20 protein-coding genes are annotated in these 19,648 nt (G+C 63.2%); 17 read left to right on the top strand and 3 right to left on the bottom strand.

What is annotated here, in order from left to right:
• Positions 1–64: 64 nt before the first annotated feature.
• Positions 65–760: an aspartate/glutamate racemase family protein gene (locus NKH54_RS28540; RefSeq protein ID WP_023684097.1), complete on the top strand. Its 696-nt coding sequence runs from the start codon at positions 65–67 to the stop codon at positions 758–760.
• Positions 761–776: 16 nt separating this feature from the next.
• Here NKH54_RS28540 and NKH54_RS28535 read toward each other — a convergent pair whose 3' ends face one another.
• Positions 777–965: a hypothetical protein gene (locus NKH54_RS28535; protein WP_023698227.1), complete on the bottom strand. Its 189-nt coding sequence runs from the start codon at positions 963–965 to the stop codon at positions 777–779.
• Positions 966–1,103: 138 nt separating this feature from the next.
• On the opposite strand from NKH54_RS28535, the gene NKH54_RS28530 reads away from it, so the two are divergent.
• From NKH54_RS28530 to lepB, 7 genes are all read left to right on the top strand, one after another.
• Positions 1,104–1,499: an AGROH133_08824 family phage infection protein gene (locus NKH54_RS28530; protein WP_023684099.1), complete on the top strand. Its 396-nt coding sequence runs from the start codon at positions 1,104–1,106 to the stop codon at positions 1,497–1,499.
• Between the two features lie 246 nt (positions 1,500–1,745).
• A complete protein-coding gene (locus NKH54_RS28525) occupies positions 1,746–2,306 on the top strand; it encodes a F0F1 ATP synthase subunit delta (RefSeq protein ID WP_023698226.1) in 561 nt (186 codons plus the stop codon).
• A complete protein-coding gene (atpA, locus tag NKH54_RS28520) occupies positions 2,306–3,835 on the top strand; it encodes a F0F1 ATP synthase subunit alpha (RefSeq protein ID WP_023684101.1) in 1,530 nt (509 codons plus the stop codon). The genes NKH54_RS28525 and atpA overlap by 1 nt, the downstream gene beginning before the upstream one ends.
• Positions 3,836–3,869: 34 nt before the next feature.
• On the top strand, positions 3,870–4,754 hold the full coding sequence (locus tag NKH54_RS28515) for a F0F1 ATP synthase subunit gamma (protein ID WP_023698225.1): 885 nt from the start codon (positions 3,870–3,872) through the stop codon (positions 4,752–4,754).
• Between the two features lie 70 nt (positions 4,755–4,824).
• A complete protein-coding gene (atpD, locus tag NKH54_RS28510) occupies positions 4,825–6,396 on the top strand; it encodes a F0F1 ATP synthase subunit beta (protein ID WP_023700228.1) in 1,572 nt (523 codons plus the stop codon).
• Positions 6,397–6,505: 109 nt separating this feature from the next.
• Positions 6,506–6,913, top strand: coding sequence for a F0F1 ATP synthase subunit epsilon (locus NKH54_RS28505; RefSeq protein WP_023668674.1), 408 nt, complete (start codon positions 6,506–6,508; stop codon positions 6,911–6,913).
• Positions 6,914–7,438: 525 nt separating this feature from the next.
• Positions 7,439–8,182 (top strand): signal peptidase I, encoded by a 744-nt coding sequence (gene lepB / locus NKH54_RS28500; RefSeq protein ID WP_353029469.1) that lies wholly within the window; start codon positions 7,439–7,441, stop codon positions 8,180–8,182.
• A 28-nt stretch (positions 8,183–8,210) separates the two neighbouring features.
• Here lepB and NKH54_RS28495 read toward each other — a convergent pair whose 3' ends face one another.
• On the bottom strand, positions 8,211–9,719 hold the full coding sequence (locus NKH54_RS28495) for a mannitol dehydrogenase family protein (protein ID WP_353029448.1): 1,509 nt from the start codon (positions 9,717–9,719) through the stop codon (positions 8,211–8,213).
• 176 nt (positions 9,720–9,895) lie between these two features.
• On the opposite strand from NKH54_RS28495, the gene uxaC reads away from it, so the two are divergent.
• From uxaC to recQ, 9 genes are all read left to right on the top strand, one after another.
• Positions 9,896–11,305, top strand: a complete 1,410-nt coding sequence (gene uxaC / locus NKH54_RS28490) for a glucuronate isomerase (protein ID WP_353029447.1) — start codon at positions 9,896–9,898, stop codon at positions 11,303–11,305.
• Positions 11,306–11,343: 38 nt separating this feature from the next.
• Positions 11,344–12,321 (top strand): TRAP transporter substrate-binding protein, encoded by a 978-nt coding sequence (locus NKH54_RS28485; RefSeq protein ID WP_023684104.1) that lies wholly within the window; start codon positions 11,344–11,346, stop codon positions 12,319–12,321.
• A gap of 70 nt (positions 12,322–12,391) precedes the next feature.
• Positions 12,392–12,955 (top strand): TRAP transporter small permease, encoded by a 564-nt coding sequence (locus tag NKH54_RS28480; RefSeq protein ID WP_023668678.1) that lies wholly within the window; start codon positions 12,392–12,394, stop codon positions 12,953–12,955.
• Entirely contained in the window at positions 12,956–14,236 is a 1,281-nt protein-coding gene (locus tag NKH54_RS28475) for a TRAP transporter large permease (RefSeq protein WP_023684106.1), read from the top strand.
• A 38-nt stretch (positions 14,237–14,274) separates the two neighbouring features.
• On the top strand, positions 14,275–15,051 hold the full coding sequence (locus tag NKH54_RS28470; RefSeq protein WP_023700229.1) for a FadR/GntR family transcriptional regulator: 777 nt from the start codon (positions 14,275–14,277) through the stop codon (positions 15,049–15,051).
• A 23-nt stretch (positions 15,052–15,074) separates the two neighbouring features.
• Positions 15,075–15,932, top strand: coding sequence for a 5-dehydro-4-deoxy-D-glucuronate isomerase (gene kduI, locus NKH54_RS28465; RefSeq protein WP_353029446.1), 858 nt, complete (start codon positions 15,075–15,077; stop codon positions 15,930–15,932).
• A complete protein-coding gene (kduD, locus tag NKH54_RS28460; protein WP_023818242.1) occupies positions 15,929–16,696 on the top strand; it encodes a 2-dehydro-3-deoxy-D-gluconate 5-dehydrogenase KduD in 768 nt (255 codons plus the stop codon). Before kduI ends, kduD begins: the two co-directional genes overlap by 4 nt.
• A 10-nt stretch (positions 16,697–16,706) precedes the next feature.
• Complete coding sequence (locus tag NKH54_RS28455) at positions 16,707–17,045, top strand: cupin domain-containing protein (protein ID WP_023728679.1); 339 nt, start codon at positions 16,707–16,709, stop codon at positions 17,043–17,045.
• Positions 17,046–17,307: 262 nt separating this feature from the next.
• A complete protein-coding gene (gene recQ, locus NKH54_RS28450; RefSeq protein WP_023815261.1) occupies positions 17,308–19,146 on the top strand; it encodes a DNA helicase RecQ in 1,839 nt (612 codons plus the stop codon).
• A gap of 266 nt (positions 19,147–19,412) precedes the next feature.
• Here the strand turns inward: recQ and NKH54_RS28445 are convergent.
• Positions 19,413–19,648: transposase (locus tag NKH54_RS28445; RefSeq protein WP_352544348.1), on the bottom strand; the 236-nt coding region annotated here is incomplete at its 5' end.

Genomic DNA, 19,648 nt, shown 5'->3' with positions numbered 1-19,648 from the left:
TTGACATCGACCCGTAAAGCTTTTCTGTGAGAGAGATCGTTCGGTCCTGCTGGAGGCTCAGCGCATGAAAACCCTTGGCCTCATCGGCGGCATGAGCTGGGAATCGACGGCGATCTATTATCGCCTGCTCAACGAGATCGTGCGCGAGCGGCTGAGCGGGCTGCATTCGGCAAAGCTGTTGCTCTATTCCTTCGACTTCGCCGAAATCGCCGACCGGCAGCATCATGGCGACTGGGACAGTGCGGGCGTGCTGCTGGCGGATGCCGCGCGCAAGCTGGAGGCGGGCGGCGCAGAGGGGCTTTTGATCTGCACCAACACCATGCACAAGCTCGCCGACCGGGTGCAGGCGGCGGTGTCGATCCCGCTTATCCACATTGCCGACGCCACGGCCGTCGCGGTCAAGGGCGCCGGCGTCAAGCGGCCGGCGCTGCTGGCGACCCGCTTCACCATGGAGCAGGATTTCTACAAGGGCCGGCTGACGGAGAAATACGGGCTGCAGCCCGTGGTGCCGGACCAGGCCGGGCGCGACATGGTGCACCAGGTAATCTACGACGAGCTTTGCCGGGGCATCGTCAACGCGGCATCGAAGGCGGCCTATATCGACGAGGTCGCCCGTCTGCGGCGCGATGAGAAGATCGATGGCGTCATCATGGGCTGCACCGAGATCACCATGTTGATTGGCGAGCGCGATTTCGACATTCCGGTGTTCGACACCACGCGCATCCATGCTGAGGCGGCGGTCGCATTCATGCTGCCCTGAAGGGTCAAAACAAGGATCAGGGCTGGGCAGCCACGGCGACATTGCCGCTGCCGGCCACTTTCAGCTTCCATCGATCTGCTTCCGTGCCGGCCAGATTGAGGTGCCCGGTCAGGAAATAAAGGCGACCGGTGTCGGGGCCTTTGGCTGTGCAAAACCGGTCCTGCAGATAGGAGGGAGGCGTCGCCTGATAATACAGGTTGGCCACGATGCTGGCCGGACGCGTGCGCGGCCTAAACAGCCTTCCGCTCCTTCACGAATTGCGCGCCGAAACTGCCGCGCGCTTGACTTCTTTTTGCAGCGACATTCAATGCATCCGGCATTGCTGTGAGGGGATGAAAGCAAGATGGAATTCGCGTTTCCGTGGCCGACCAGCCAGGGCGAATGGCTGGCTTGGTCCAGCGCCGTCGTCACCTTGGCGCTCGGTCTGCTGTTTTTCCTCGCGCCAGGGCTGGCATTTCGGATTCTGCGGCTGCAGGTCCGGCCCGAAAGGGCAGCGGCAATCGCGGAAGGGCGCGGCCGCATGTCGGGCTTCTATCTCGGCGTCAGCCTGTGCTGCATTCTGTTGGCGCAGCCGTGGCTCTATATGGCACTCGGCTTTTCCTGGCTGTTCACCGCTTTTGGCCGTTTGCTGTCGATGATGTCGGACGGCGCCAACACGCCTTTCAACTGGGCGTCGATCGTCGTCGAACTCGTCCTGGCCGCGTTGCCGCTTGCCTTCGTCTTCGGCTTTCTGCCCTGAATCGGCAGCCAATCCAAAGGCTTCGGTTGAACTCTGCGGCCGGATGCGACAATAGTGCCCGAAAAGCATGCGGGACGACGCATTGCGGTCTTAAAATGCCTGTGCTAGACGGCAATCGACTTTCGGCCGGGGATAGCGGAAGCCGCGCCTCCGTGCTTGGAAAAACTTAGTAAGGTCAAAGATTTAGCCAGAGTTTTTGCTCGCGCCAACAATCTGCGGCCCCTCAGACAAGAGAAAAGACGGTCCGTGGCTCAATCGTCATCGCCAATCTCAGGTGTCGCAGAACGCTACGCGGGTTCGCTGTTCGAACTTGCGCGGCAGTCGAATTCAGTGGCCAAGGTCGAGGCCGACCTCAACAGTTTCGCCAAGATGCTGGATGACAGCGTCGACCTGACGCGCCTCATCAACAGCCCGGTGTTCTCCAGCGAGGACCAGGCCAAGGCAATCGCGTCGATCGCCGACAAAGCCGGCATCACCGGCCTGACCGGCAATTTTCTGCGCGTCGTCGCCCGCAACCGCCGGCTCTTCGCGGTGCCCGGCATGATCAAGGCTTTTCGCAAGATCGCCGCCGAACAGCGCGGTGAGACATCAGCCGAGGTCACTTCGGCGCATGAACTGACGGCTGCCCAGCAGACCGAACTCAAGGCCGCGCTGAAAGGCGTCGCCGGCAAGGACGTGGCCATCACTGTTACCGTCGATCCGTCGCTGCTCGGCGGGCTGGTGGTCAAGATGGGCTCGCGCCAGATCGATACGTCGCTCAAAACCAAACTCAATTCGCTCAAGCTTGCACTGAAAGAGGTCGGCTGATGGACATCCGCGCCGCGGAAATTTCCGCAATTCTCAAAGACCAGATCAAGAATTTCGGCAAGGAGGCCGAGGTCTCCGAAGTCGGCCAGGTGCTGTCCGTCGGTGACGGTATCGCTCGCGTCTACGGCCTCGACAATGTCCAGGCCGGCGAAATGGTCGAATTCCCCGGCGGCATCCGCGGCATGGCGCTCAACCTCGAAGCCGACAATGTCGGCGTCGTCATCTTCGGCGCCGACCGCGACATCAAGGAAGGCGACATCGTCAAACGCACCGGCGCCATCGTCGATACGCCTGTCGGCATGGGCCTGCTCGGCCGCGTCGTCGACGCGCTCGGGAATCCGATCGACGGCAAGGGCCCGATCAAGGCGACCGAACGCAAGCGCGTCGACGTCAAGGCGCCAGGCATCATCCCGCGCAAGTCGGTCAACGAGCCGATGTCGACCGGCCTCAAGGCCATCGATGCGCTGATCCCCGTTGGCCGCGGCCAGCGCGAGCTGGTCATCGGCGATCGCCAGACCGGCAAGACCGCGATCATCCTCGACACGATGCTCAACCAGAAGGCCGTGCACGACAACGGGCCGGAAAAGGAAAAGCTCTACTGCGTCTACGTCGCCATCGGGCAGAAGCGCTCGACGGTCGCGCAGTTCGTGAAGGTTCTCGAAGAGCGCGGCGCCCTTGAATATTCGATCATCGTCGCCGCCACAGCTTCCGATCCGGCGCCGATGCAGTTCCTGGCGCCGTTCACCGGCGCCACCATGGGCGAATATTTCCGCGACAACGGCATGCATGCGCTGATCAGCTATGACGATCTGTCGAAGCAGGCCGTCGCCTATCGCCAGATGTCGCTCTTGCTGCGCCGCCCGCCGGGTCGCGAAGCCTATCCGGGCGACGTGTTCTACCTGCATTCGCGCCTGCTCGAGCGCGCCGCCAAGCTCAACGACGATCTGGGTGGCGGTTCGCTGACCGCGCTGCCGATCATCGAGACGCAGGCCAACGACGTGTCGGCCTACATCCCGACCAACGTGATCTCGATCACCGACGGCCAGATCTTCCTCGAAACCAACCTGTTCTTCCAGGGCATCCGTCCGGCGGTCAACGTCGGCCTGTCGGTGTCGCGCGTCGGTTCGTCGGCGCAGATCAAGGCGATGAAGCAGGTCGCCGGCTCGATCAAGGGCGAGCTCGCGCAGTACCGCGAAATGGCTGCGTTCGCGCAGTTCGGCTCCGATCTCGACGCCGCCACGCAGCGCCTGCTCAACCGCGGCTCGCGCCTGACCGAACTTCTGAAGCAGCCGCAGTTCTCGCCGCTCAAGGTCGAGGAGCAGGTCACGGTGATCTTCGCCGGCGTCAACGGCTATCTCGACAAGCTGGCGCTGAACCAGGTCGGCAAGTTCGAGCACGGCCTGCTCAGCCATATGCGCTCGGCCGGCAAGGACGTGCTGGACGGCATCCGCAAGGAAAAGGCGCTGTCGGACGATCTGCGCGCCAAGCTGAAGGCCGAGATCGACGCCTTCGCCAAGACCTTCGCTTGAGAAGAAGCCGGACGCTCGGGATCAGGTTTGAAGCATGCCTTCATTAAAAGACCTTCGTAACCGTATCGCCTCGGTCAAGGCGACGCAGAAGATCACCAAGGCGATGCAGATGGTCGCCGCGGCGAAGCTGCGCCGCGCGCAGGAAGCAGCGGAGGCGGCGCGTCCCTATTCCGAGCGGATGGGTGCGGTGCTGGCCAATATCACGCAGGCGATCGGCGGCGGCGGCGATGCCCCGGCGCTGATGACCGGCACCGGCAAGGACGATGTGCATCTGCTCGTCGTCTGCACCGCCGAGCGCGGCCTGTGCGGCGGCTTCAACTCGCAGATCGCACGTCTGGCCCGCGACCATATCCGCCGGCTTCTGGCCGACGGCAAGCAGGTCAAGATCATCTGCGTCGGCAAGAAGGGTTTCGACATTCTGCGCCGAGACTATGCCTCGCTGATTATCGACCGCGTCGACCTGCGCGATGTCAAGAAGCTCGGCTTCGTCAATGCCGATGCGATCGCCCGTAAGATCATCCATCTGTTCGGCGAAGGCGGCTTCGATATCTGCACGCTGTTTTATTCGCAGTTCAAGTCGGTGATCAGCCAGATTCCGACCGCGCAGCAGATCATTCCTGCCGGCGTGGCTTCCGCTCCCGCCGAAGCGACCGCCGGTGGCAATGCCGTCTACGAATACGAGCCGGAGCCGGGCGAGATCCTCACCGATCTCATTCCGCGCAACATCTCGGTCCAGATCTTCCGCGCGCTGCTCGAAAACGCAGCCGGCGAGATGGGCGCCAAAATGAGCGCCATGGACAATGCAACGCGCAACGCCGGCGACATGATCAACAAACTGTCGATCACCTATAACCGCCAGCGCCAGGCGCAGATCACCAAGGAACTGATCGAAATCATTTCGGGCGCCGAAGCGCTCTAGGCGCGACCGCCAGGAGGTCATCGACCTTCTGATGGAGCGTGAGAAACAAAGGACGAGAAGGGTAAAGACGATGGCGAAAGCAGCGACCCCCGCGAAGACGGCCCCCAAGGCGGCCACAAAGGCTCCGGCAGCAGCGGCGAAGGCCGCTCCGGCCAAGAAGGCGGCCGCGCCCGCCAAGGCCGCGGCCCCCGCAGCGAAGACGACGAGCGTTGCCGTCAAGAAGACCGGCGCCATCGGCAAGGTTCGCCAGGTCATCGGCGCCGTCGTCGACGTGCAGTTCGGCGATCATCTGCCGGCCATTTTGAACGCCATCGAAACCTCCAATGTCGGCAACCGCCTGGTGCTCGAAGTTGCCCAGCATCTGGGCGAAAACACCGTGCGCTGCATCGCCATGGATTCCACCGAAGGCCTGGTTCGCGGCCAGGACGTCTATGACACCGGCGCGCCGATCACCGTTCCGGTCGGCCCGGGCATGCTCGGCCGCATCATCAACGTCATCGGCGAGCCGGTCGACGAAGAAGGCCCGGTCGACGGCATCGAGATGCGCGCCATCCACCAGCCGGCGCCTACCTATGTCGAACAGTCGACGGAAGCGCAGATCCTGATCACCGGCATCAAGGTGCTCGACCTTCTGGCGCCCTACGCCCGCGGAGGCAAGATCGGCCTGTTCGGCGGCGCCGGCGTCGGCAAGACGGTTCTGATCCAGGAGCTGATCAACAACGTCGCCAAGGCGCATGGCGGCTTCTCGGTGTTCGCCGGCGTCGGCGAGCGTACCCGCGAGGGCAACGATCTTTATCACGAGTTCATCGAGTCCGGCGTCAACAAGAAGGGCGGCGGCGAAGGCTCCAAGGCGGCACTGGTCTATGGCCAGATGAACGAACCGCCGGGCGCGCGTGCCCGCGTCGGCCTGACCGGCCTGACGGTCGCCGAATATTTCCGCGACCAGGGCCAGGACGTGCTGTTCTTCGTCGACAACATCTTCCGCTTCACGCAGGCCGGTTCTGAAGTGTCGGCGCTGCTCGGCCGTATTCCTTCGGCCGTGGGTTACCAGCCAACGCTGGCCACCGACATGGGTGCGCTGCAGGAACGCATCACCACAACGACCAAGGGTTCGATCACTTCGGTGCAGGCGATCTACGTGCCGGCCGACGATTTGACCGACCCGGCGCCTGCGACCTCGTTCGCCCACCTGGACGCGACGACCGTGCTCAACCGCGCGATCTCGGAAAAGGGCATCTACCCCGCCGTCGATCCGCTCGACTCGACCTCGCGCATGCTCGATCCGCTGGTCGTCGGCGAGGAGCACTATGCCGTCGCCCGCCAGGTGCAGTCGATCCTCCAGCGCTACAAGTCGCTGCAGGACATTATCGCCATCCTTGGCATGGATGAGCTGTCGGAAGAGGACAAGCAGACGGTGGCCCGCGCCCGCAAGATCGAGCGCTTCCTGTCGCAGCCGTTCTTCGTCGCCGAAGTGTTTACGGGTGCGCCGGGCAAGCTGGTCGACCTCGCCGACACAATCAAGGGCTTCAAGGGCCTCTGCAACGGCGACTACGATCACCTGCCGGAAGCCGCCTTCTACATGGTCGGCGGCATCGACGAAGCGGTCGAGAAGGCTCAGCGCCTGGCGGCTGAAGCAGCGTAATCAAGGCAATAGGGAGTAGTCAGTAGTCAGTAGTGAATAGCGGCCGGGTGATCAGGACAGCTGTCCTCTCCCTACTCCCTACTCACTATTCCCTACTCACTAAATTGACATGGCTGAAGCTTTCAAGTTCGAACTGGTCTCGCCGGAGCGCCTCCTGGTTTCCGAGCAGGTCGAGTCCGTCGTCATTCCAGGCGCCGAAGGTGAAATGACAGTCATGGCGCACCATGCGCCAGTCATGACCACGATCAAGCCGGGCGTCGTCACGCTGAAGACCGCCGGCGGCAAGGAAGAGCGCTATGTGGTGTTCGGCGGCTTTGCCGACATCGTCCCTGCCGGCTGCACGCTGCTCGCCGAATCGGCGGTCGCCGTCGGCGATATCGACCGCGCCGATCTCGCCCGCCGCATCCAGGAAGCCAAGGAAGACGCCGCCGACGCCAAGGACGACCAGAGCCGCAGCAAGGCGGAGCAGTTCCTTAGCCAGCTTACCACGCTCGAAGGCGCGCTGCTGCCGGCGTAAGCCGCAGAATGACTTGAAGAAAAGGCCGGGCTCAGCCCGGCTTTTTTGTTGCGGCCGCCATCCTGGATCGTCTCGCATAGGCGCAGGGCCTTGGCGGGATTTCAGGGCGGGCAGCCAGCATGATCAGATCGGGTGGCGGCATGCCGGCTGCCAGTCAGGGCGAGATGAGCTTGTATTAGGCGATGGCGCCGGCGGAACCGCGATTTGGCTGCGGCGGTACAGTCGGATCGGGGCTTGCCCCTGCTTTCTGGTTGTTCGACAGTCCGGCTGTCTATCGATTTGGGGTGGCCGATGACGAAACAGACAACGCAACCGGAAGCGGCCTCGCGATCCCGGTGGACGACGGCGCTGATCGCGGCCTTTGGCGGTCCGTTCGGCGGGTTCCTTTGGATCGGCGCCGGCCGGCCGGCGGTTGCCAGCCTGGTGGTGATCAGCGCCATAAGCATTGCGCTGACATATGTGGGATTCCCGGTTCTGCCGGGGGTCGATCTCGCCTGGCTGGTGGATCTCTCCAGTTTAGGTCTCATGGTCCTGTGGGTAGCGCTCGTCGTGCCTTTCGCGTCACGATACAGACCGAACCGGTGGTATTCACACGGCCTTTCGGTGCTGTTGGCCGTGCTGACCTCCTACGGAGCCGCGTTAGCGATCCGCACATTCCTCTTCCAGCCGTTTTCGACCCCGGCAGGCAGCATGACACCAACGCTGGAACTCGGCGACTATTTCTTCGTCTCGAAGTTTGCCTATGGTTACAGCCGCTACAGTGTTCCTCTTGGGCTGCTGCCCTTCGAACGCCGGATCTTTGCCGCCGAGCCGAAGCGCGGAGATATTGTGGTGTTCAAATTTCCAGCGGATCCGAGCATCGACTACGTCAAGCGGGTCGTTGGACTGCCGGGCGACAAAATCCAGATGGTCGACGGAATCCTTCGCATCAATGGTGTGGCGGTCAAACTCGAGGATGTTGGTCCGTACAGCTCCGAGGACTCTCCCCAAAGCGCCAGACTGCAACGTGAAACCCTCCCCAACGGCGTTTCCTATTCCGTCATCAGTCTTACGGACAATTCAATAACCGACAACACGCGGGTGTTCGACGTGCCCGAAGGCCACTATTTCGTGCTTGGCGACAACAGGGATAATTCCTCCGATAGCCGGCTCAGTGTCGGCTTCGTTCCTGCCGAAAACCTGGTCGGTAAGGCAGTGCGACTGTTCTGGAATTCGCAAGGCACGGAGTATTCGTCGCGGCAGAGGCTGGACGCTCCGGCGGGACAATAGGCTTGAAATGGGCGGTTCCGGACCAGCTTCAGCCTACGTTTGTCGGCTCCGGTATGCCGAGCGCTGAGAGCGCAAGCACGATCCCGCCTTGCAGGATATGCTCGCGATGAGCGGCGACCAGTTCGATCAGCGTCTGCCGCTCGGGCTTGCCGCTGCCGAAGCCGGCCCAGTCGAACACCGCCGCTACTCGTTCCAGCATCCGTCGTTCGTCGAGCGCCGCCAGCGCCGCGTCGAGCGGATCGGTAAAGTGGGCTTCCGGCAGGTCCTTGCCGCGCGCCTCGCAGGCGGCGATCCAGGCGGCGATCACCAGCGTCAGATGCTCCGGGACCAGGCCGGCCTGGATGCATTCGATGGCGGTAGCGACAATGCGCTGCGGCAATTTCTGGCTGCCGTCATTGGCGATCTGCGCGGTGCGGTGGGCCAGCGCGGTGTTGGAGAAACGTTCGGCAAGTTCGGCCGTATAGGCTGACGTGTCGAGCCCGGCATCCCCAGGCAATGTCGGGATGGCCTCGGCCCAGAGCCGGTCGACGAACGCGCGGATCGCGGGATCCGCGAAGGCGCGGTCGACGGTGACGTGGCCGCTGAGCAGGCCGATATAGGCGATGCCCGAATGGGCGCCGTTGAGCAGCCGAAGCTTCATGTCCTCGAACGGCCGGACATCCTCGACCATGGTGACGCCGAATTTCTCCCAGGCCGGCCGTCCGGCTGGAAACCTGTCCTCAATCACCCATTGCCGGAATGGCTCGGTCATCACCGGCCAGGCGTCCTCGAGGCCGAGTTCGACCGCGATGCGCGCCCGGTCGGCATCGGTGGTTGCCGGCACGATGCGGTCGACCATGCTCGATGGGAATGCAACGTCATCGGCTATATGACCGGCGAGGGCAGCGTCGCCTGAAGCAGCAGCGCCGGCATCGCGCAGTTTTGCAAACCCGACCAGCAGCCGGTGCAGCGTGGCGCCATTGGCCGGCAGGTTGTCGCAGCAAAGCACGGTGAAGGGCGGCGTGCCGGCGGCCCGGCGTCGCACCAGCGCTTCCGCCAGGAATCCATGCGCTGTCCTGGGAGATCCGGGATTGCCCAGATCGTGGACGATATCGGGATGGTTTTCGTCGAGGCTGCCGTCGGCGGCCCTGAGATAGGCCTTTTCGGTGATGGTCAGGGTGACGATGCGGGTGCGCGGGTCGGTCAGCGCGGCCAGCACCGCGCCGGGGTCTTCCGGCGCGACCAGCATCGACTGGATCGAGCCGATAATGTGCAGCGCTTCGCCATCGCTGCCGCGCACCGCCAGCGTGTAGAGCCCGTCCTGTGGCGTCAGCGCATCGCGCGTGTCGGGGCTGCGCAGCGAGACGCCGACAATGCCCCAGCCGGTCTCGCCGGCCGCTAGGCAGTCATCGACATAGGCGGCCTGATGGGCACGGTGGAAGGCTCCAACGCCGAGATGGACGATGCCTGGAGCGACACTGGCGCGATCATAGGCGGGGACGGCGACCGAGGCCGGCAAGGATTGCACTGTTGCGTTGGAAAGGCGTCTGCTGGTCATGGCGCGGCTTGTCGCTGGATGGTGTGCGGGGCGGGATCTGCTAGCGGCGTAACATCCGCTCTTCCGCCGCACAATGACCTGACGCCGGTTAAAAGTCATCATACAACAATCCAGTTTTTGTATGTTGACATTATTTCTTTCCAATCCTACCGATATCGCCCCCTGGGAGGAACGACGTGGCGGGACTGACCGATCCGGATCTGCTTTTTGCCGCCGAAGGGCGCGCGCTGTCGATCGCGCGCGATCTCCATGCCGGCATCAAGGACCTGCCGATCATCAGCCCGCACGGCCACACCGATCCGCGTTGGTATGCGCTCAACGAGCCATTCCCCGATCCCGCGCAATTGCTGGTGGTGCCCGACCACTACATTTTCCGTATGCTGTTCAGCCAGGGCGTGCGGCTGGAAGATCTCGGCGTCCCGACCCTCGACGGCTCGCCGGTCGAGACCGATCCCAGGGCGATCTGGCGGCGCTTCGCCGAGCACTATTACCTCTTCCGCGGCACGCCGACGCGGTTGTGGCTCGACCATGTGCTCGAGCATCTGTTCGGCATCGAAGAGCCGCTCAACGCCAGCACCGCTAGCCGCCATTACGACACCATCGCGGCGCTTTTGCAGCGCGACGATTATCGCCCACGCGCGCTGTTCGAGCGCTTCAACATCGAGGTCATCGCGACGACCGAGGGCGCACTCGACGATCTCCAATGGCACAAGACGATCCGCGACAGCGGCTGGCAGGGCCGCGTCATCACTGCCTACAGGCCGGATGCTGTCGTCGATCCCGACTTCGAAGGATTTTCGGCCAATCTCGATCGTCTGGGCGAGATCGCCGGCTGCGACACCGGCACATGGGCCGGCTATCTCGACGCGCATCGCAATCGCCGCGCTTTCTTCAAAAGCTTCGGCGCAACCTCATCGGACCACGGCCATCCGACGGCCGAGACCGCCAATCTTTCCGATGCGGCGGCGGAAGAGCTGTTCAACCGCATCCGCCGCGGCTCGGACGACGAGCGCGAGCGCAAGCTGTTTCGCGCCCAGATGCTGACCGAAATGGCCAAGATGAGCCGCGACGACGGGCTGGTCATGCAGATCCATCCCGGCTCCTGGCGCAACCACTCGCCTGGTGTTTTCCAAAAATTCGGCCGCGACAAAGGCTTCGATATTCCGACCCGCACCGACTATGCCGCGGCGCTCAAACCCTTGCTCGACTGCGTCGGGCTGGAGCGCGACCTCTCCATCATTCTGTTCACGCTCGACGAGACCAGCTACGCGCGCGAACTGGCGCCGCTGGCCGGCGTCTATCCGGCGTTGAAGCTCGGGCCGGCCTGGTGGTTCCACGACAGTCCGGAAGGCATGCGCCGGTTCCGCGAGATGACCACCGAGACCGCCGGCTTCTACAACACCGTCGGCTTCAACGATGACACCCGTGCCTTTCCGTCGATTCCCGCCCGTCACGATGTGGCGCGCCGGGTTGACTGCGCCTTTCTCGCCCGTCTCGTCGCCGAGCACCGGCTGCGTGAGGACGAGGCGCATGAGCTGGCGCGGGAGCTTGCCTACACGCTTGCCAAGAAGGCGTACCGGCTGTGAGCCGGGCGCGTGGAATTTTAAAAGGGAGGAAGACAGTCATGTTGCATTTTTCAAAACTGATGGCAGCCACATTCGCCTTCGGCTCGCTGATGATCGGCGTTGCCGGCGCCCAGACCGTACTGCGCTCGGCTGACACCCATCCGGACGGGTATCCGACCGTCGAGGCGGTCAAATATCTCGGCGAGCTCATCAAGGAGCGCACTGCCGGCCGCTATTCGGTCGAGGTCTATCATTCGGCGCAGCTCGGCGAGGAAAAGGACACGATCGAGCAGACGCAGACCGGTGTCATCGATCTGAACCGCGTCTCGATGGGTCCGTTCAACGGCATCGTGCCGGAAACCGCGGTGCCGTCGCTGCCCTACATGTTCCGTTCGGTCGAGCACATGCGCCATGTCATGGACGGGCCGATCGGCGACGAGATCCTCAAGGCCTTCGAGACGCATGATCTGGTCGGCCTTGCCTTCTACGATTCCGGCGCCCGTTCCTTCTACAACACCAAGAAGGACATCACCTCGATCGCCGATCTGAAAGGCATGAAGTTCCGCGTCATCCAGTCCGACGTGTTCGTCGACATGGTCAACGCGCTTGGCGCAAATGCCACGCCGATGGCCTATGGCGAGGTCTATTCGGCGCTCGAAACCGGCGTCATCGACGGCGCCGAGAACAACTGGCCCAGCTTCGAATCCGCCAAGCACTACGAAGTCGCCAAGCACTATACCGTCGACCAGCACCAGATCGTGCCGGAAGTGCTGGTGATGTCGAAATCGAGCTGGGACAGACTGACGCCGGAAGACCAGGCGATCGTCAAGCAGGCGGCCAAGGATAGCGTCGTCAAGATGCGCGAATTGTGGGACGCGCAGGAGAAGAAGTCGCGAGAGATCGTCGAGAAGGCCGGCGTCAAGGTCAGCGAGATCGACAAGCAGCCGCTGATCGATGCGATGAAGCCGGTCTACGACAAGTATCTGAAGACGCCGGAGCTCAAGGACCTCGCGACGCGCATCCAGGCGACCAAGTGATTTTCTGGCGGGGCGGCATGGCGCCGCCCCGCCAATCGCTTTTAGGGGACGGAAAGACCGGGAGGATCGGATGACTGCGGGAACGGCCAGGAGCGGAGCGCCACCGCGCTTCAGCGCGGTGCTTTCGAAGATTTGCGACGGTGCGCTCTATCTCGCGGGCATCGGGATGGTCGCCATGACCGCGCTTGTTGCCTACCAGGTGTTTTCCCGCTTCGTGCTCAACGCGTCACCGAGCTGGACCGAAGTCACCGCCATCATGCTGATGAACTGGTTCATCTTCCTGGGCGCTGCCGTCGGCGTGCGCGAGAATTACCATATGGGCTTCGACGTGCTGCTCTATATCCTGCCCAAGGGCAGCAAATGGGCGCTGCGCACCCTGTCCGACCTGATCGCGTTTGGCTTCGGCTTCGGCATGGTCTGGTACGGCTGCAAGCTGGTCGGGCTGACCTGGCACACTGTCATCCCGGCGCTCGAACTTCCCGGCGGTTTCGACTATCTGCCGCTGGTTGCCGGCGGCTTTCTGATCTGCCTGTTCTCGGCCGAACGCATCGCGCTGCGCTGGTCCGGCGCCGACATCGACAAGGATATCAATCTCGAAGAAGTGCCGGAAATGCCGGCCGTGCAGGAGGCCTAGATGGAACTCTGGATCCTGTTTGGCGTCTTCACGCTTTTGATGTTTGCCGGCACGCCGATCGCCTTTTGCCTGGGTGCGGCGTCCTTCGCCACCGTGCTTTATCTCGGCCTGCCGCCCCTGGTGGTGTTCCAGCAATTGAAGTCGGGCATGTCGGCGTTCTCGCTGATGGCGATCCCGTTCTTCATCTTTGCCGGCGACCTGATGGTGCGCGGCGGCATCGCGCAGCGCATCGTTTCCTTTGCCGGCTCGCTGGTCGGTCATGTCCGCGGTGGGCTCGGTCAGGTCAACATCATCGCCGCGACGTTGTTCGGCGGCATTTCCGGCTCGGCTGTGGCGGAAGCCGCTGCCGTCGGCGGGCTGATGATCCCGCAGATGAAAGCGCGCGGCTACGGCGCCGACTATGCCGTCAACGTCACCTCGATGGCGGCGCTGATCGCGCTGCTTCTGCCGCCGTCGCAGAACATGATCATCTATTCGATCGCCGGCGGCGGCAAGATTTCGATCGCCGACCTGTTCACCGCCGGTATCCTGCCTGGTCTGCTGTTCGCCGCTTCGCTGATGGTCACCGCCTATTTCGTCGCCCGCAGCCGCGGCTACCCGGTCGAGGCTTTTCCCGGCTTCTCGCGTGTCGGCCAGCTGGCGGTCATCGCCATCCCCGGACTTCTGCTCATCGGGATCATCTTCGGCGGCGTTCGCTCGGGCATTTTCACGGCGACGGAAAGCTCCTGCATCGCCATCATCTACGCTTTGCTGGTCACCGTCTTCGTCTACCGGTCGATGGCCTGGGGCGATTTCGTCCATGCCACAAAGGGCGCGGTGCGCACGACCTCAATGGTGCTGCTGATCATCGGCACGGCGGCCTCGTTCAGCTGGCTGATGGCCTATCTCAAAGTGCCGGTGCTGCTGATCGCAGGCATGAACGCCATCTCCACCGATCCGCTGGTGGTGCTGCTTCTGCTCAACGTCCTGATGCTGCTGCTCGGCACCTTCATGGACATGGGGCCGATGATCATCATCTGCACGCCGATCTTCCTGCCGCTGGTCACCCATTACGGCGTCGACCCCGTGCATTTCGGCGTCATCACCATCCTCAATCTCGGCATTGGGCTCAACACGCCACCGGTCGGCACGGTGCAGTTCGTCGCCTGTGCCGTCGGCAAGATTACGGTCTGGGAAGCGATGCGCTCGATCTGGCCGTTCTATGGCGCGGGCATCGTGGTCCTGGGGCTGGTGACCTATATTCCGGCGATTTCGCTCTGGTTGCCGAGCGTGTTCAAATAGGGCGTCTTCAAATAGACGTCTTCAAACAGGGGTGCGATATGGCATCGGATAGCGCTGTTGATCTCAGGGTCGAGAGAAAACCCAAACTGTCGGAGACCGTCGTCGCAGCGATCCGCAAGCAGCTGCAGGCGGGCGAGATCCTGCCCGGCCACAAATTGCCGACCGAAGGACAACTGACCGAGACCTTCGGCGTCAGCCGCACCGTCATCCGCGAAGCGCTGGCCAAGCTCGCCGCCGACGGGCTGGTCGAGGCGCGCCAGGGCGCAGGCGTGTTCGTCACCGAGCACATCTCAACGATGTTCGGCGCGCTCGCCGCCGACATGGGCAGCAAGGATTCCATCGCGCTCAATGTGCTCGAAGTGCGCCTGGCCGTCGAAATCGAATCGGCCGGGCTCGCCGCCATTCGCCGCAACGCCGCGCAGGAAGCAGCGATCCAGGAAGCGTTCTTCGAATTCGAACGGCTGCTTCTTAACAGTGAGCCGACCGGTCCGGCCGATCTCGCCTTCCACCGGGCAATCGCCAGCGCCACCAACAACCCGTTCTATGTCGAGATGCTCGATGTGCTCGGACGCCGCGCCATTCCTTGCGACGTGACCTCGCCCTGGTCGACCGAACTGGTGCAATCCGACAGCTATCAGCGAGGGCTGCAACGCGAGCATCTGGTGATCCTGAATGCGATCACCTCAGGCGACGCCGAAGCCGCGCGCGAGGCGATGCGCGCTCATCTCACCGCCAGCCAAGAGCGCTACCGCGAGCGGCTGCACGCCCGCCAGGTCTACTACGCCGACTCGGTCAAGGCGTCGGCAACCAAATAGCCATTCATTCAGCTGGAGCAGCAATGACTCAAAGTCACCCGCATACCGATTTCACCTCGCGTTTCGCCATCGACCCGGTGGCCGCTGCTTCCATGGGCACCGACGAACTGCGTCACAATTTCCATATTGACGACCTGTTCCAGCAGGGACGCATCAGCCTGACCTACACCCATTATGACCGCATGATCGTTGGCGGCGCCGTGCCGGAAGGGACAGCGCTGCCGCTGGAGGCGATCAAGCCGACGGGGACCAAGAATTTTCTCGACCGCCGCGAGCTGATCATCGTCAACATCGGCGGCGCCGGCTCGGTGACGGCAAATGGCGAGACCCACCAGTTGCAGGCACGTGACATGCTCTATCTCGGCATGGGCAGGACCGACGTGTCGTTCGCGTCGGCCGACGCGGGCGCACCGGCCAAATTCTACCTGCTCAGCGCGCCGGCGCATCATACCCATCCGAGCCGGCTGATCCGCATTGGCGATGCCAAGCGCCTCGATCTCGGCAGCAAGGAAACCTGCAACGAACGCTCCATCTTCCAGTTCATCCATGCCGATGGCGTCAAGACCTGCCAACTGGTGGTCGGTATGACCCAACTGGCGCCGGGCTCGGTGTGGAACACTATCCCTTGCCATGTGCATGACCGGCGCATGGAGGCCTATCTCTATTTCGACCTGCCGGAGAGGGCGCGCGTCTTCCATTTCATGGGCGAGCCGGACGAAACGCGGCATCTGGTGATGGCTAACGAGGAGGCGGTGCTGTCGCCGGGCTGGTCTATCCATTCCGGGGTCGGCACCTCGAACTACGCCTTCGTCTGGGCGATGGCCGGCGACAATGTCGACTACACCGATGTCGACCCGGTGCCGCTGGGCGAACTGCGTTGAGCGGCCATTCCTCCTTCAGCCTGGCCGGCAAGCGCGTCCTGGTCACCGGCGCAAACACCGGCATCGGCCAAGGCATCGCGGTCTCGATCGCGCGCGCCGGCGGCACCGTCATCGGTGTCGGCCGCTCGGCGATGGACGACACGGAAAGACAAGTCGCGGAAGCCGGTGGCCAGTTCGAGGCGGTGCGATGCGATCTTGCCGACCATGCGGCCGCCAAGGCGATGCTCGACCAGGTCTGGGAAAAGACCGGCCCGATCGACGGGCTGGTCAACAATGCCGGCATCATCCGCCGCGCCGATGCGGTCGATTTCTCCGAGGCCGATTGGGACGACGTCATCGACGTCAATCTGAAGACGCTGTTCTTTCTCAGCCAGGGTTTTGCCAGACACGTGCTGGCCGATCCCAGGCGGCGCGGCAAGATCGTCAACATCGCCTCGGTGCTGAGTTTCCAGGGCGGCATCCGCGTCGCGTCCTATACCGCGTCGAAACATGGCGCGCTCGGCGTGACCCGGCTGCTGGCCTGCGAATGGGCGGCCAAAGGCATCAATGTCAATGCCATTGCGCCCGGCTATATTGAAACCAGCAACACCGAGGCGTTGCGCGCCGATCCCGACCGCAGCGCCGCTATATTGGCGCGCATCCCGGCCGGGCGCTGGGGCGGACCGGAAGACATAGGCGACGCCGCTGTCTTCCTGCTGGCCCCCGCATCCGACTATATGCACGGCGCCGTGATCCCGGTGGATGGCGGCTGGCTGGCGCGATGAGGAAACAGTCATGATCGAGCATAAGATTTTTGCCCAACCCGGCGAGAGCGCCTGGACGCCGACGCCGGACGGCAACAGACGCCGCGTTCTCGTCTCCACCGATGAGCTGATGATGGTCGAGTTCGGCTTCGACAAGGGCGGCGTCGGCGCACTGCATTCGCACCCGCATGTCCAGGCCAGCTATGTCGCCGAAGGTCGCTTCGAGGTGACCATCGACGGCCGCACCGCGACGATCGAGACCGGCGGCAGCTTCATCGTGCCGTCCAATCTGGTGCACGGCGTCAAGGCGCTGGAGGCCGGGCGCCTGGTCGACAGCTTTACCCCGCACCGCGCCGATTTCCTGGCCTGAACCTCTTTCGGCAATTCCAGAAACAGGAAACCCGCGCCTCCTGGGGAGGCGCGGGCTGTTGCCTGTGCGCTCGTGGCGCAGCGGTACTCGAAACATCGCCGCAGGGTTGGACGGTGCCGCAACATGGTGAAGATAGGTTTAACGATGCCAATCAGGTCGATCGCCGGTGGGGTGTTGCTGCTGCTTGTTGTGGTCACGCAGGGGCTGCGCTAATCGTTCTGTCCACGCCGCTGCTTCGGGCGGCCGATCGAAAACATCAGTGATGCAGATATCAACGACAAGCGTACCGACGCACGATCCCAAACGGCGCGTCCTCAAGGACGTGTTCGGTTTCGACGATTTCCGTCCCGGACAGGCCGCGGTGATGGAGGCACTGCTTGGCGGCCGCCACGTGCTGGCCGTCATGCCAACGGGTGCCGGCAAATCGCTGTGCTACCAGGTTCCGGCGCTGGTCAAGGGTGGGCTGACCATTGTCGTTTCGCCGCTGGTGGCGCTGATGCAGGATCAGGTCGCGGCACTGCGCCTCGCCGGCGTCGCCGCCGATACGATCAATTCCTCGATCGACCGTGATGCCAATGTCGCGGCATGGCGCCGCGTCGCGTCGGGCCAGACGCGGCTGCTCTACCTCGCGCCGGAACGGCTGATGACCGAGCGGATGCTGGATGCGCTTGCCAGGCTCGATGTCAGCCTGATCGCCATCGACGAGGCGCATTGCATTTCGCAGTGGGGGCCGGCGTTCCGGCGCGAATATGAAGACCTGTCGCAGCTGCGTGGCATCTTTCCCGACGTACCGATCATTGCGGTGACGGCGACGGCGGACGAGACGACGCGGGCAGACATCGAGAGACGGCTGTTTGGCGGGCGTGTCGAAACGCAGGTGCTTGGCTTCGACCGGCCCAACATCAAGCTTGCCATCGAGCCCAAGCAGGACAGCAAGCGGCAGTTGCTCAACTTCATCGAGCGCCATCAGGGGCGCAGCGGCATCGTCTACTGCCTGTCGCGCAAGAAGACCGAAGAGATGGCGGCATTCCTCGAAAAGAACGGCGTGACCGCGCTCGCCTATCACGCCGGGATGAGCAAGGAGGCGCGTGATGCCAACCAGAACGCCTTCATGACCCTGTCGGGCGTCGTCATGGTGGCGACCATCGCCTTCGGCATGGGGATCGACAAGCCTGATGTCGCCTATGTCTTCCACACCGACCTGCCGGGCAGCCTCGAAGCCTATTACCAGGAAATCGGCCGCGCCGGTCGCGACGGCCGGGCGGCGGAGGCGCATATGCTTTACGGCCTTGGCGACATCCGCATGCGCCGCATGTTCATCGACGACGAGGACGCCGCTGTCGAACACAAGCGCCGCTCGCATGGCCGGCTCGATACGCTGATCGGCTATTGCGAGACGGCCGAGTGCCGCCGCCAGGTGCTGCTCGGTTATTTCGGTGAAGAGGCGGTCCCTTGCGGCAATTGCGACAATTGCCTGGAACAGGCGCCGCGCGCCGACGGCACCGCCGAGGCGCGCCTCATCCTGGCGGCGGTGGCGCAGAGCGGCGAGCGCTTCGGCGCCGGCCATGTCATCGACATCCTGATCGGCCACGAGACTGAAAAGATCGCGGCAAGGGGGCATCACAGGCTGGCAGCCTTCGGCAATGGCGCCGCGCACAAGAAGGATTTTTGGCAATCTATGATTCGCCAGCTGGTCGCGAACGGTTTCCTGATGCCGGACCCGGCCGGCCATGGCGGGTTGGCCATCGCGGACAAGGGCCACGCACTCGGCCGGGGCGAGGTGCCGTTCCAGTATCGGGTCGAGATGCGCACGCGCGCCGCGCGCCGCGCGGCTCGTGCCGGGCAGAGCCCCCAGAGCGAAAATGTAGATGCGTCGCTGCTCGCGACGCTGAAGACGCTGCGGCTGCGTCTGGCCAAGGAACGCCAGGTGCCGGCCTATGTGGTGTTTTCGGATCGTACACTGATCGACATGGCCGAGCGTCGTCCGCAAGACCTCGACGATTTTGCCGGGGTCAACGGCGTAGGTGCGGCCAAGCTCAAGGAGTTCGGCGCGATTTTTGTCAGCGCCATTGCCGCGCACCTTTCCGAGACGCCAGGCTGAAAGGGGTTTTGCTGGACCAAAGCCCGATCCGGCATCAGTACGCCTTCAACTTGCCCGCCCGCTTATCCTTTCATTTTGGCGCTACCCTGCCGTAGGGGAATGGCCTTCCAAATTGTATGGAACCGTGACGACAACACACATTCCTGAATCTATGCGGTCGATTCTTCGGATGTAGCCGTGACTATGGAAACCCGCTGTTGCGCGCGGATGGCGGTTTTCTGGTTGTGTGCGTCAAGTTCTGCAAAATGGGGCGGCCATGATGCTGGTCATGCGGCTTGGCGCAGAGCGAGCTTCTTGTGCTCGCGCAGATCATCCATGTTGATATAGCGGTTGGCCTCCATCCAGTTTTCATTGGTCTCGACGGCCAGCGCCCTGACCAGGCGCAGGCAGCTTTCGGTGTTGGGGAAGATGCGCACGACATAGGTGCGCCGGCGGATTTCCTCGTTGAGCCGCTCCAGCATGTTGGTGGATTTGAGATGCTTGTGGTGCTGTCTCGGCAGCC

It is taken from the genome of Mesorhizobium sp. M1004 (genome assembly GCF_040318795.1).
In the GTDB taxonomy this organism is placed as follows: Bacteria; Pseudomonadota; Alphaproteobacteria; order Rhizobiales; family Rhizobiaceae; genus Mesorhizobium.
This window is presented reverse-complemented; position numbering and strand designations above follow the sequence as displayed.

What these genes read in the sequence shown, in the direction of transcription:
- NKH54_RS28540 (WP_023684097.1), top strand. Translation starts at nt 65, where the DNA reads ATGAAAACCCTTGGCCTCATCGGCGGCATGAGCTGGGAATCGACGGCG.
- NKH54_RS28530 (WP_023684099.1), top strand. Translation starts at nt 1,104, where the DNA reads ATGGAATTCGCGTTTCCGTGGCCGACCAGCCAGGGCGAATGGCTGGCT.
- atpA (WP_023684101.1), top strand. Translation starts at nt 2,306, where the DNA reads ATGGACATCCGCGCCGCGGAAATTTCCGCAATTCTCAAAGACCAGATC.
- NKH54_RS28515 (WP_023698225.1), top strand. Translation starts at nt 3,870, where the DNA reads ATGCCTTCATTAAAAGACCTTCGTAACCGTATCGCCTCGGTCAAGGCG.
- atpD (WP_023700228.1), top strand. Translation starts at nt 4,825, where the DNA reads ATGGCGAAAGCAGCGACCCCCGCGAAGACGGCCCCCAAGGCGGCCACA.
- NKH54_RS28505 (WP_023668674.1), top strand. Translation starts at nt 6,506, where the DNA reads ATGGCTGAAGCTTTCAAGTTCGAACTGGTCTCGCCGGAGCGCCTCCTG.
- lepB (WP_353029469.1), top strand. Translation starts at nt 7,439, where the DNA reads ATGGTCCTGTGGGTAGCGCTCGTCGTGCCTTTCGCGTCACGATACAGA.
- NKH54_RS28495 (WP_353029448.1), bottom strand. Translation starts at nt 9,719, where the DNA reads ATGACCAGCAGACGCCTTTCCAACGCAACAGTGCAATCCTTGCCGGCC.
- NKH54_RS28485 (WP_023684104.1), top strand. Translation starts at nt 11,344, where the DNA reads ATGTTGCATTTTTCAAAACTGATGGCAGCCACATTCGCCTTCGGCTCG.
- NKH54_RS28480 (WP_023668678.1), top strand. Translation starts at nt 12,392, where the DNA reads ATGACTGCGGGAACGGCCAGGAGCGGAGCGCCACCGCGCTTCAGCGCG.
- NKH54_RS28475 (WP_023684106.1), top strand. Translation starts at nt 12,956, where the DNA reads ATGGAACTCTGGATCCTGTTTGGCGTCTTCACGCTTTTGATGTTTGCC.
- NKH54_RS28470 (WP_023700229.1), top strand. Translation starts at nt 14,275, where the DNA reads ATGGCATCGGATAGCGCTGTTGATCTCAGGGTCGAGAGAAAACCCAAA.
- kduI (WP_353029446.1), top strand. Translation starts at nt 15,075, where the DNA reads ATGACTCAAAGTCACCCGCATACCGATTTCACCTCGCGTTTCGCCATC.
- NKH54_RS28455 (WP_023728679.1), top strand. Translation starts at nt 16,707, where the DNA reads ATGATCGAGCATAAGATTTTTGCCCAACCCGGCGAGAGCGCCTGGACG.
- recQ (WP_023815261.1), top strand. Translation starts at nt 17,308, where the DNA reads ATGCAGATATCAACGACAAGCGTACCGACGCACGATCCCAAACGGCGC.